At 42.1% G+C, this 12,293-nt stretch carries 11 protein-coding genes; 1 reads left to right on the plus strand and 10 read right to left on the minus strand.

Annotation, left to right across the window (positions count from 1 at the left end; genetic code table 11):
- Positions 1–10 precede the first annotated feature (10 nt).
- From C4B60_RS07390 to rsgA, 10 genes are all read right to left on the minus strand, one after another.
- Positions 11–712, minus strand: a complete 702-nt coding sequence (locus C4B60_RS07390) for an amino acid ABC transporter permease (protein ID WP_104057368.1) — start codon at positions 710–712, stop codon at positions 11–13.
- Entirely contained in the window at positions 699–1,514 is an 816-nt protein-coding gene (locus tag C4B60_RS07395) for an amino acid ABC transporter substrate-binding protein (RefSeq protein ID WP_104057369.1), read from the minus strand. Before C4B60_RS07395 ends, C4B60_RS07390 begins: the two co-directional genes overlap by 14 nt.
- A gap of 380 nt (positions 1,515–1,894) precedes the next feature.
- Positions 1,895–2,758 carry a PPK2 family polyphosphate kinase gene (locus tag C4B60_RS07400; RefSeq protein WP_245153905.1) on the minus strand — a complete coding sequence of 288 codons (864 nt, stop codon included), beginning with the start codon at positions 2,756–2,758 and terminating at the stop codon, positions 1,895–1,897.
- Positions 2,759–3,008: 250 nt separating this feature from the next.
- Positions 3,009–3,836 carry a carbohydrate ABC transporter permease gene (locus C4B60_RS07405; RefSeq protein WP_104057370.1) on the minus strand — a complete coding sequence of 276 codons (828 nt, stop codon included), beginning with the start codon at positions 3,834–3,836 and terminating at the stop codon, positions 3,009–3,011.
- A gap of 15 nt (positions 3,837–3,851) precedes the next feature.
- Positions 3,852–4,751 (minus strand): carbohydrate ABC transporter permease, encoded by a 900-nt coding sequence (locus C4B60_RS07410; RefSeq protein ID WP_104057371.1) that lies wholly within the window; start codon positions 4,749–4,751, stop codon positions 3,852–3,854.
- Between the two features lie 161 nt (positions 4,752–4,912).
- On the minus strand, positions 4,913–6,160 hold the full coding sequence (locus C4B60_RS07415) for an ABC transporter substrate-binding protein (protein WP_425331154.1): 1,248 nt from the start codon (positions 6,158–6,160) through the stop codon (positions 4,913–4,915).
- Positions 6,161–6,184: 24 nt separating this feature from the next.
- Complete coding sequence (locus C4B60_RS07420) at positions 6,185–8,293, minus strand: amylo-alpha-1,6-glucosidase (protein ID WP_104057373.1); 2,109 nt, start codon at positions 8,291–8,293, stop codon at positions 6,185–6,187.
- 87 nt (positions 8,294–8,380) lie between these two features.
- Positions 8,381–9,391, minus strand: a complete 1,011-nt coding sequence (locus C4B60_RS07425; protein WP_104057374.1) for a LacI family DNA-binding transcriptional regulator — start codon at positions 9,389–9,391, stop codon at positions 8,381–8,383.
- A gap of 367 nt (positions 9,392–9,758) precedes the next feature.
- Positions 9,759–10,169 carry a hypothetical protein gene (locus C4B60_RS07430; RefSeq protein WP_104057375.1) on the minus strand — a complete coding sequence of 137 codons (411 nt, stop codon included), beginning with the start codon at positions 10,167–10,169 and terminating at the stop codon, positions 9,759–9,761.
- A 224-nt stretch (positions 10,170–10,393) separates the two neighbouring features.
- Entirely contained in the window at positions 10,394–11,464 is a 1,071-nt protein-coding gene (gene rsgA / locus C4B60_RS07435; protein WP_245153906.1) for a ribosome small subunit-dependent GTPase A, read from the minus strand.
- A gap of 287 nt (positions 11,465–11,751) precedes the next feature.
- On the opposite strand from rsgA, the gene C4B60_RS07440 reads away from it, so the two are divergent.
- Positions 11,752–12,276, plus strand: coding sequence for a DNA topology modulation protein (locus C4B60_RS07440; protein ID WP_104057376.1), 525 nt, complete (start codon positions 11,752–11,754; stop codon positions 12,274–12,276).
- The last annotated feature ends 17 nt before the right edge of the window (positions 12,277–12,293 follow it).

Consider the following 12,293-nt stretch of genomic DNA (forward strand, 5'->3'; position numbering starts at 1 on the left):
TCTTCCCTCCTTACTTGGCAACATAACGGTCTAATCGTTTCTCTATCCGACCTTGGATTAAAGATAAAATAAAGCAAACGATCCAATATAAAAGCGCCGCCGTAATATAAAGCTGTAAAAATTCATAGGTTCTTGCTGCAATCTCCTGAGATTTCCTGAATAGCTCTGTTACAAGGATTAACGAAGCAAGCGATGTATCCTTCACCAGGCTGATAAAGGTATTGGACAGCGGCGGAATGGATACACGGGTTGCCTGCGGCAGAATGATTCGAAGCAGGGCCTGTCTGTGTGTCATTCCAATTGCGTAGCCTGCTTCCCATTGTCCCTTTGGCACAGATAGAATGGAGGCACGGATAATTTCTGATGCGTAGGCACCTACATTTAAAGAAAAAGCGATACAGGCACTTGGAAATGGATCAATGACAACGCCTATATTCGGGAGCCCGTAAAAAATAATAAATAACTGCACAAGCAAGGGCGTACCGCGAATGGCAGATACATACACACGCGCAAGACCAGCCAGAATTTTGCTGTTTGATAAACGGGCAAGCGCTGTAAGAAGAGCGATTAACAAGCCAAAGGTGAAGGAAATTAAAGTAAGCGGAATCGTTCCCTGGATTCCGCCCTGAATCATCGGCCAAAGAGAGGATTGGAATAAATCCCAATCCACTACCGGATCCGACGCTGCTAAAATAAAATTATTGAGAAACATCTTCGCCAAACCACTCTTCAGAGATTTCTGCTAGTGTTCCGTCTTCCTTCATTTCTTCAAGATGCTTGTTAAACTCTTCTACCAGCTCTTCATTGTCCTGACGGAACATAAACCCGCTTTCAGATGCGTTGCTTTCTTCGGCTGCAATTTTGATACCTGCATTTGGCTGCTGCTGCTGGAAATCTAAAATGGCCAGCTTGTCATTAACCGTTACCTCTGCACGCCCTGCTTTAATTAACTCAATTGCCTGAGCAAGTCCTTCTACCTGAATCAATTCTGCTCCGTATTCTGTTGCAATATCAGCATAGTTACTAGTGAGAGATTGAGCCGACTGCATTCCTTCAAGATCTTCAAAGGAAGTAACAGCTGTATTATCCTCAGGAACCACTACGACTGCTCCGGAGTAAGTGTAAGGAACGGAGAAATCATATGTTTCCAGGCGGTCTTCTCTGATTCCTACCTGATTTGCAATCACATCAAAACGGGAAGAATTTAATCCCTCAAACATTGAATCCCACTGTGTTTCCCTATATTCAACATCTACACCCATACGCTCCGCTACTTCATTCATTACTTCAATGTCATAGCCTGTCAGTGTATCGCTTTCATCATGGAAAGTGAAAGGAGCGTATGTTCCTTCTGTTCCAACTGTAATTGTCCCGCTTTCCTGGATCTGCTCTAAAAGCGTTTGAGAAGAATCAGTATTTTCCGTGTTTCCATTATCTGAAGCTTCATCAGATCCGCCGCAGGCTCCAAGAAGTCCTACTACAGCAATTGTTGTTAAGCCAAACCATTTTTTCATTTTAACCCACCCATTCTTATCGGAATTGTAAATAACTTATGTGATTGTATTATGGAATCCTGCAATTGTAAACATTATTGGCTCGAAATCAAGTTTATTTTCATTATTTCTGTCTGAGGGTCTTCGGATACCTTAAAACAACAATAAAAAAGGAAAAGCTTCACTCTGCAGTTCATTTTTTGCTGCGAATAATATAATCTTTTCAGCAACTTATACACCCCAAACTACTAACAAACATAAAATTAGTGTTATTTTGTAAAGAAAACAGAAAAAGACAGAGCAGCTGCCCTGTCTTTAAGCGCTATTTGAATGAAAAATTGAGTGACATTTTTATTTTATAAGACTATTAAATGTAAACTCATATCTACCTTTTTTCCTCGTTAATTCTTTTCATTCTCCAGCTCTTCAATCGCTTCTTTCATTTTCTCTTTATCCTCATCTGAAAGCTCCGGGAATTGCGGATCAATTTCTTTCAGACAATTCACCATTACCTCTGTAATAATATAACGGGAATACCATTCATCATCCGCTGGAAGTACATACCACGGTGCAAAGTCGGTAGACGTATGTGAAAGCATAGCTTCAAAAGCCTCCTGATATTCATCCCAATGGCGGCGCTCTTTTATATCATTATAAGAAAATTCCCAGTTCTTTTCGGGGTTTTTAAGACGTTCGAGCAGTCGCTGCCTCTGCTCTTCCTTGGACATATTGAAAAAGAATTTGATCACCTTGTATCCATTTTCTGTCAGGTGCTGTTCAAAATCATTAATTTGCCGATAACGCATTTTCCACACTTCGTCCTTTTCCATATCATCAGGATACATTTCATCTTTTAATTTATCTTCATGAACTTTTGGTGCAATGACTTCTTCATAATGAGAACGGTTCAGGATGCCGACCTGCCCTCTTGCCGGAAGCCCTTCACGAATCCTCCAGAGGTAATCATGCTTGAGTTCAGTTTCAGAAGGTTTTTGGAATGAAGCTGTTTTCAGACCCTGTGCTGTCAGGTTTGAAAAAATATAGCTGATCGCTTCATCCTTACCAGCAGCATCCATGGCCTGCAGCACAACCACAATGCCTCTTTTTTCTTCAGCATGCAAACGCCAGTGTAACTCCTTCAGTTTATCAATGCTTTTTGGCAGGATGTCATCAAGAAGCTCTTCCTCTTTTAGATTGAAATCTTCTTTCGTACTATAATCCTCCAGACTTACCTTCTGATTGCTCTTCACCAGATATCTTTTCATATCCACTTGTTCTTCACATGCCTTCCTCTTCATAATAGACATCTGATATTCAGCTGCAAATATCCTCTTTCATTACCCCTGTTATTAAAAAGATAAACGATTTGAAATAACCCCCTTTCTTATGGAATAAAATCCTATCCATTTACCTTTTGTTTTACTGACAATTGGAAGTGCAGAGATGACAGCAGGAACAGGCTAAATAAAAACCCCGCTTTCCGAATCTTTCATCGGTAAGCGGGGTTTTAAATCATTACTTTCCACCGGTCAGTGACAGCCCTTTAATAAAATACTTATTGAAGAACGCGTAAATCACTAGAACCGGCAGCGTGAAGACCATTGATGCAGCCATTATATAATTCCAGTAGCTGACAAACTGGCCTTTAAAGGTGTTTAAGCCAAGCGGCAGTGTGTACATGCTCGAATCTGTCATGATAATGAGCGGGCGCATAAAATCATTCCAGAAGCCCATAAATACGAAGATTGCCTGAGCAGCAAGCGCTGGTTTAGCAAGTGGCAGAACCACCTTGAAAAAGGTCCCGATCCGGCTCAGCCCATCGATGGCAGCTGCTTCCTCCAATTCCTTCGGGAAATTGACAAAGAATTGTCTCATCATAAAGATGAAGGTAGCATTAATCATCGAAGGTACAATCATGCCCTGATAGCTGTTTAACCAGCCGAATTCCCGTAGAATCAGGTAGTTCGGGATCATGGTTACCTGTGCAGGAATCATTAATACTGCCAGAATGACAATGAACAGGGATTTTTTCCCCGGAAAAGTCAGCCTTGCAAGAGCATATCCTGCCATGGAGTTAAACAGGATATTTAATGCTGTTCCGACGGTTGCGATCAAGACGCTGTTAAACATCCATCTTGGAAATAGCGCCTGTTCAATAAAGATCTGCCGGTAATTATCGAATGTGAAATTCTTCGGAATAAAATTAATCGATCCACTCACGATTTCTGACAGCGGCTTGAATGACGAAGAGAGTGCCCATAAAAATGGGATGAGTGTTACGAGCGCGTAAGTGCACAAAATAACATATAAAAATATTCTGCCGAAACTTGTTTTCTTCTTCACATCAATCCCACCTGACTAATATAAATTTTCTTCCTTTGAGAGCTTTCGCTGAATCAATGTTGATACTAAAATCACAATGGCCAGAACAAATGCGATGGCAGCTGCATAACCCATCGTGTCCATTGATTTGAAGGCATATTGATAAATTAATAGCACCACTGTCAGCGTGGAGTTATCCGGACCACCTGAGCCGCCTGAGAAAATGTACGATTGATCAAACAGCTGAAACGTTCCGATCACTCCCATAATCACAACAAAGGAGGTGATGGGTCTTAAATGAGGTACTGTTATTGATAAAAACTTCCGGACAGGTCCTGCCCCATCTAGCTCTGCTGCTTCGTAGAGGGAATCCGGTATATCCTGAAGGGCTGCCAAATAAATAACCATAAAGAATGGCGCTGTTGCCCAAATATTCATCACCATAATCGCTGTAAGCGCCACATTCGGATCACCGATAAAATCGTAGGTAGGCAATCCAAGCTTGTCTAATCCAAAGTTTACTAATCCTTCACGGTTGTACATCCACATAAAAATAAGCGTCAATACAGCGGAAGAAGTCAATGTCGGAAGAAAATAAACGATACGGAAAAACTTTTCTCCCTTCATGCCTGCGTTTAACGTTGCTGCTAAAATAATGGCCAGTACTGTCTGGCACGGAACGACGATCATTACATATTTAAAAGTATTCCAAAGAGCAATTCCTGCCCGCCGATCCTCAAAAACCCGTTCATAGTTTGCCAAGCCTACAAAATTAAATGCTGTCTCCCCAAGAAGCCTTACATTATGAAAAGAGAGAAAAATCGCATAGAATATCGGGCCCAAAATAAACAGCAGCAGTACAAAAATGGTCGGGGACATAAAGAAATAACCTTGCCCTGCCTCTTTTAGTGCTCGTGTACTATATTTCCGGTTCATTTTATGTCACTCCCAGGTTTAAGAATAAAGCTGACGGATCATTCGCCAGCTTTATTGCTTAAATTTTGCTCCGTTATATAAGGCTATTGCTTAAAGAAGCTTCTTTAAAAACGTATAGCTGACATTTAATCTGCAGTACGCTAAAAAAGAATGACTTCCCTTTACTCTCCAATTTCACTATTTGCCTGCTCTTCAGCTTCTTTGAGTGCTTCATCTAAAGGACGGTCTCCTAAAAATGCACTGATGAATTGGTTATTAAAGTTGTTTGTAATGACTGGAAGGTTTGTTCCGTTAGCCCAAACCGTTGCATATTCTGCACCTGCAACAAGAGGACCGCGCAGCTCGTCTTCTGCGTAGCCCAGGGATTCAGCGACAGATTTACGTGTTGGAAGAGCAAATCCTTTGCTTGTCCACGTTTCCATGCCTTCTTTTCCAGTAAGGTATTCAATCAGCTTCCATGACGCTTCTTTTTTCTCAGAGGCTGCGTTCATTACATATGCAACGGTATAGGCCATTGTTCCTTTTTCGCCATTTATCGTTGGAACCTCAGCTGTGCCATACTCAAGGTCAGGGAAGGTTTCATCCAGGTACGGGATATTCCAGTTTCCTTCAAGCACCATTGCTGCTCTTTGCTGGCCAAACATATCTCCACCTGAGGATGCACCGACTTCAGAAGGCTGTGCAGAGGTTTTATCTACATTATGCTGATCGATGACCGGCTGAAGTGCTTCGATTACTTCATCGGCACCAAAGTTAGCACGGTTATCAACAACTACCTCTCCTCCAAGGGCTTCGGCGACAAAGTACTGGCGTGCCAGTTCCGGTGCTACACCAAAACCGTAAACACCGTCTTTCGTCAGCTCTTTTGAGACTTCAGTCAATTCCTCCCATGTTGTCGGAACCTCAACACCCGCTTCTTCAAACATTGTTTTGTTATAGAAAAGGGCGAGTGTTGAATAGTCCTTCGGGAAACCATACGTTACTCCGTCCTGCTTAAATGCATCAAGGAGCGGCTCTTCAAAATCCTCAAGATCAAAATCCTCTGACACATATTCATCAAGGGGCTCAATGACCCCAGTTTCAATCATGGCAGGCGCTTCAAATGCATCAAGATAAAACACATCCGGCCCCTCTCCGCCGATTAAACGCGTTTTCATTACATCCATGTACTGATCGGCAATGACTTCAAGCTTTACATCAATATCAGGATTCTTTTCTTCAAAGTCACTTAAGGTTTGTTCAAGCAATGCCTGCTCAGTTGGGTTGCCTCCCCAGCCTGCCAGTGTAACGGTCGTTTTTCCGCCGCTGTCGCCTGTTCCCTCAGCTCCCCCGTTATCTGAGCTGCACCCGGCCAAAATGCTTCCTGCAAGAAGTAAAGAGATACCTGTACCGATCCATTTCTTTTCCATTATTCTTTCTCCCCCTTTTTGTTGTTATAAAGCAGCTGTTCCCAATCCTTGTTCAATACTCAATCCAGTGGTGTTTTTTTCTACTGTCACTTCAACCTTGTCAGAGATCCGCTTAAGTGAAACAGACAGCCGTCCATTTCCGATTTGCAGATCCTTAACCTGTAATTCATCCATTGACGAAAGCAGCGACGGGTTTAAATGAATTTTATTATTTAAGCTGTCCGGGAAAATTCCCAGCAGCGATTGCACAAATGTAAGTGGAGTTCCTGCAGCCCATGCCTGAGGAGAACAGGCAACAGGGTAAGGGACTACTTTATTGAATGACTGGTCATATCCGCAGAACAGTTCCGGCAGACGGTCGTATTCAAAATGATGGGAAGCTTCGATTAAGCCCTGCACCACTATTTTCATTTCGTCCGTTAAATTGCTTTTAGCCAATCCAAGCAAAATCATGCTGTTGTCATGCGGCCAGACACTGCCATCGTGATAGCTCATCGGATTGTAGCCGGCTTCTCCCTCTGCCATCGTCCGAATGCCATATCCGGAAAACATTTCATGGCTGACGAGGACGTTTGCTACCTTCTTTGCATGCTCCTCTGACAAAATACCAGACTGCAATAAATGACCCGGGTTTGATGTAATCGTCCCCACCTGCTTTTTATGTTCATCCAGCGCAATTGCGTAGAATCCAACATCCTCCATCCAAAATTCCTTATTAAACTTTTCTTTTAATCTTTGAGCAGAATCATCTAGCCCCTGGGCTTCTTCATTGTCCCCAAGTGCACGAAGGATAGCAGCAATCCCTTTTTTCGCCTGGTACACATAGCCCTGAACCTCGCTTAATGCGATAGGGGATTTGGCATAATCACCATTTCTATGGACAACTGAGTCTCCTGAGTCTTTCCAGCCCTGGTTGGCAATTCCTTTTGAAGCTTCCTGATGGTATTCAATGAAAAGATCGCCGTCGCGGTCGCCGTACTTGTCAATCCACTCAATCGCCTGGTCAATGTTTGGGCGGAGCTTTTTCGCAAGAGTCAGATCTCCCGTCCAATTAACATAGTCAACCAGCAGCATTAAAAATAATGGGGTTGAATCTACACTGCCGTAATAAGGAGCGAAGGGAATCTGATTTGTATTAGCGAGTTCGCCGTAGCGAATCTCGTGCATGATTTTCCCTGGCTGCTCATCACGCCATGAATCTACCTTGCTTCCCTGATAATGCGCCATGGTTAGAAGTGTTCCTTTTGCTATATCAGCATTAAAGGGCAGAAGCTGAAGAGCAGCAATTAAGCTGTCACGTCCAAACGGAACGCCGAACCATGGAAGACCCGCAACTGGAAAATGGCCAAAGCCTACGTCAGTCAGCAGCACCCGCAGATCGTCAGTCCCTCTTTTCACGAGCTTCTCAAGCTGCTTCATATCTGTCTTCACTATTGGAAGCGCTTTATCCCAATCGCTGTAGGATTCCTGAAGCGCATGAAGGGCCTCCTGTTCATCCTTTACTCTGCTTTTTTCATTTCCCGATAAAGCCTCAATTGTGAGTGTTACTTCCTTGGATTCCCCGTGCTCAAGCGTCCAGTCAAAGGCGACATATCCCTCTTTAACCTCCTGCTCCTGCTGATTCCACTTCACTTCAGTCCTGCGGGCAATCAAATCGCTGCCATTATACGTAAAGGTCATTTCCTTCTCTGAAAGAATCGTGTCTCCTTTTGTCCCTACTTTGCCATTTTGAAAGCCGCGCACAATAAACATGTCAGTAAAGTCAGCATTCATTAAAAGAGAGATCCGGAATGAAACCTTCTTTGGAAAAAAGCTTTTCGCTTTAATCGTTTCATATAAGACGCCTTCATGAATAAAGCGGAATCGTTCAAGCTGGATGGATTCTCTCCATAACACCAGCTCATTTTCATCTTCCTGGTGCGGGTTGGTTAAGAGAATATTGGATCGATAGTTTTCCCCTCCATCTGAATGAAGAGCTATAGGAGATTCTTCATTAATCAAAAGCTTAAATGAACTTAAAAAACGTGTGTCCTTCGTATAAAGGCCTAATTCATAAGGGTGATTTCCAACGATGTCGCCCTTTTCATCTGTTAATAAAAATAAGTCGTTTTCTTTAATAACCCGGTAATTCATATCCAACAGCTCCAATCATCCGAAACGTTTCGGATAAAGTCAAAAAACTAACTCAAGCAAAATACACGAGACCTTTTTAAGATAACGTTATCTTTTTTTACTTGAGTTTCTTACAATTAATTCATGCTTCACAATCGTATTTCCTGGGGGTTTTTGCTGGTCCAGCATCGCGATCAGCATCTTTGCAGCTTCGTATCCTAAGGCGTTTGTATCCTGGGCAATGGTTGTGAGACTTGGCTGAACATATCTTGATAATAAAATATTATCGTAGCCTATAATCGATATATCCTCCGGTACGCGGAGTCCCTTTGATTTTATAGCGTTCATTGCTCCAATAGCCATTAAATCGCTGGAACAAAATATAGCAGTAAGATCGCTATTTTTTTCAAGCAGCCTTAAGGCTGCCTCCTCCCCGCCTTCCTCACTGAATTCCCCATTTTCAATGGATTGAGCCGGCAGTTCAATCCCTTCTTCCAAAAGTGCTCTTGTGAATCCTTCCAATCTTTCCTTACTTACAAATGCATAATCATGCCCATTAATCATGGCTATTTCTTTATGGCCAGCTTCAGTTAAATATTTTCCTGCCTCATAGGCACCCGCAATATTATCAGTTGAAACATACCCGGCATGCTTTCCAATTCTCGGAATATCCACAAGCACGCAGGGAATTTCTCCTTCTACTACTTCCTCTAAATACGGATCGTCTGTGCGAATCCCCTGAATGATTACACCATCTACCTGTCTCTCCCTGCAAAGCTGGGTATACGTTTTTTCCCGCTGCTTCGAAGAGTTTGTTGTAAAGAGCACAATGTCATAATCCGTTTGTGAGGCAAAATCATTAATCCCTGTCATCACTTCAATCATGAAATTGTCCTTAGCATTTTCACGAATAAAGCCTGAAACCAATAAGCCAATCGTTTTTGATTTTTTCATTACCAGGCTTCTCGCAATAGAATTTGGGGAGTAATTTAGTATTTTTGCTGTTTCTACTATTTTTTTTCGCGTATCCTCATTGACATCCGAGTAACCGTTCAGAGCGCGGGAAACCGTTGTAATGGAGACTCCCGCCTTTTTTGCAATATCCTTGATTGTTGCCATTTACAGCCCTCCAAAACGTTTCGGATGTGTTGATTTGTATTATAAAATAGTTTGTAAGCGATTGCAATATGAAATTTACTAAACTTTTATTCTTTTCATTTATGAGTAGTGTCAGAAAATAATTTCAAAAGTTAAGCCGCTTGAAATGATAAAGAAAGCCTGTCATTTAATTTAAATGTAGGAAAGAGCCTGAGATATAAAAATAAATTTGGCAACGTGAGGTGAACGGAGCGGAAGGTGGCGACTCCTGCGGGATGAAGCGGGAGCTTGAGATCCACTTGCTGAAAGCAACTTAGCTCAAGCCCCGCCCCGCGGAAAGCGTCCTCCTGAAGCGCAGTGAACCGGATCATGTTTTACAGCAAATAATCTACCTGAAATTCAATTCTTTATATGATTTCTTTTTAGCTAAACCAATCAATCCAAAAGCAATTTGTATAAAGCTCACGATAAACAGGAATGTTAGCGGCAAATATCCTTCCCCAAGCAGGAACATAGGCATGCTCGCACATGCGAAACACAGCACCCCAAATGCTATGGTGACGATAAATAGCTTTCTATCCTTCTTAATAAATCCATAAGCTCCAGCAAGGGCATTTCCAATCCCGAATACAATCATGCCAAATATAGCTAAGCCTGCCCAGCTGCTAAATGGCATTACACCGACCCACTCTGATGGAAATGTGTCAAACACACCTCTTCCTAAAAGCATGGTTCCTCCTACATAGAATGCACCTATAGCCAAAACTAAATGATAGGCACTTAAAATATTTTTCAGCACTCTCTTCCCTCCTCTTCCTTTTATGAGTTTTTACATCCTGATTCCTCTTATAGCTATAGTATGTGGCGCAATAGTTGTTATTATTTTCTATTTACTTTTAAATTTTATCAAATATTCAAAAAAATACATACAAAATTTTCAAAAAAATAGAGACTGAGACATTATTTGTCTCAGTCTCTTTCGCCGGTCTACAGTGCTTCAAGTGGAATTTTTTTAAAAGAGTATTATTTTTTAAAACTCTTTTGTGTCTGACTCAACTTTTTCCATTTTTTCTTTTCTTCCAGCTGCTCACGCTTGTTTGCTTTTCGTTCAATATAGGCAAGCTCACGCTGAAGCTTTTGATAGCTTGTCAGACGTTCAATAGGAAGCCGGTCTTCTTCAATGGCAAGCTGTACGGCACAGTTGGGTTCATTTTTATGTGTACAATCTCTGAACTGGCACTCCTCAGCAAGAGCCTCAATGTCTGAAAAACCCTGCTCAAGTCCTTCTTCTGATTCCCACAGCTGCAGCTCGCGCATGCCCGGGGTATCAATAATAACGCCTCCTTGAGGAAGGGCAAGAAGCTCCCGGTGGGTAGTTGTATGCTTGCCCTTATCATCGTCCTCCCGAATGCCCCGGGTATCCATTCTTTCCTCGCCTAAAAGAGCATTAATGATGGAAGACTTACCGACACCTGATGAACCAAGCACAGCAGTCGTTGAGCCTTCATGGATAAAAGGCAGCAGTCCATTAACCCTATCACCAGCTATCATGCTGCAGGTAACGATTGGAACCCCCATTGCCACAGATTCAGCCTGTTCAAGTTTTTCCTCTATATTCGGACAAAGATCAGATTTCGATAAAACGACCACCGGATTTGCTCCGCTTTCCCACGCTGTTAACAAATAACGCTCAAGACGGCGAAGATTAAAATCCTGGTTAAGTGCCATCACCAGAAAAACGATATCTACGTTGACGGCAACAATTTGCTCTCCGGAAGTATAGCCTGCCATTTTGCGTGAGAATTTTGAGGCACGGGGTAAATAGGCATGAATGATGGCCTTTTGTTCATTTTCTAGCGGCTGGACCATTACCCAGTCTCCTACTGCCGGGTAATCCTCCCGCTGTGATGCTTCATGGCGGTACTTTCCTGAAATCTCACCAAGCAGTACTCCCTGCTCCGTTTGTATACGATAGAGTCTTTTATGCTCTACGATAATTCTTCCAGGGGTTAGATTTGGGTAGGCAGAGGCTTTTTCCTGCCAGCTTTCATTCCAGCCTGTTTGGATTAGCTTTTTATAATCAAATGTTTTCAATTTTTTTCCTCCTATTTTTGCGCACTAAAAAACCACGGATATTGTGTAATGATGTGTACACAACGCCGTGGATCTGTCTGCAAAAATAACAGGGTTTTGATCCTTACATGGACAGCCTTAAAGGCCAAACGGGTTGTGTACACGGACATGCAATCGCAAATTCAGCTGCTTTTCTCATATACAACACTCCCTTTCCATTTACTTACTTGTTTATTATACTTATTTTCTGAGTCTTTTGTAAATAACTTTTTTACATTAGATGACTATTTCCCTGGAGGTGTGCTGAAGTGAGGAAAATTATTATTATCGGTTCCGGCGGTGCAGGTAAATCCACTCTGTCAAAAAAACTTGGTAAGAAGCTTGGTCTTCCAGTCTTTCATTTGGATGCCTTTTTTTGGAACCCCGGCTGGGAGCAGACTCCTAAGGATACGTTTATTGAGATGGCAGATGAAATGATAAATAATCCCGAATGGATCATCGACGGAAACTACGGATCAACTCTAGAACCCCGCATGGAGGCTGCTGATACGATTATTCTACTAAACTACTCACGCTATATTTGTGTAGGGAGAGCTTTGAAAAGGAGAATCATGTATCACAATAAAACGAGGCCTGATATGGCAGAGGGCTGCGAGGAAAAAATTGATCTGGAATTTTTAAAATGGATCTGGAAATTCCCAAAAGAAAAAACACCGTTGATTTTCGAGAAATTAGAGCGCTTTTCTTCTGATAAGAATATTATTATTCACTCCTCCCCAAAACAAACGGAAAAGTGGTTATCAAGTCTTACAACAAAAGAAAATAACATTTAGGATTTTTTTCCTGTTTA

This window comes from Jeotgalibacillus proteolyticus, assembly GCF_002926065.1.
Classification (GTDB): Bacteria; Bacillota; Bacilli; order Bacillales; family Jeotgalibacillaceae; genus Jeotgalibacillus; species Jeotgalibacillus proteolyticus.

Excerpts from the sequence above, each read along its gene's own strand:
- C4B60_RS07390 (WP_104057368.1), bottom strand. The coding sequence starts at position 712 with ATGTTTCTCAATAATTTTATTTTAGCAGCGTCGGATCCGGTAGTGGAT.
- C4B60_RS07395 (WP_104057369.1), bottom strand. The coding sequence starts at position 1,514 with ATGAAAAAATGGTTTGGCTTAACAACAATTGCTGTAGTAGGACTTCTT.
- C4B60_RS07400 (WP_245153905.1), bottom strand. The coding sequence starts at position 2,758 with ATGAAAAGATATCTGGTGAAGAGCAATCAGAAGGTAAGTCTGGAGGAT.
- C4B60_RS07410 (WP_104057371.1), bottom strand. The coding sequence starts at position 4,751 with ATGAACCGGAAATATAGTACACGAGCACTAAAAGAGGCAGGGCAAGGT.
- C4B60_RS07415 (WP_425331154.1), bottom strand. The coding sequence starts at position 6,160 with ATGGAAAAGAAATGGATCGGTACAGGTATCTCTTTACTTCTTGCAGGA.
- C4B60_RS07420 (WP_104057373.1), bottom strand. The coding sequence starts at position 8,293 with ATGAATTACCGGGTTATTAAAGAAAACGACTTATTTTTATTAACAGAT.
- C4B60_RS07425 (WP_104057374.1), bottom strand. The coding sequence starts at position 9,391 with ATGGCAACAATCAAGGATATTGCAAAAAAGGCGGGAGTCTCCATTACA.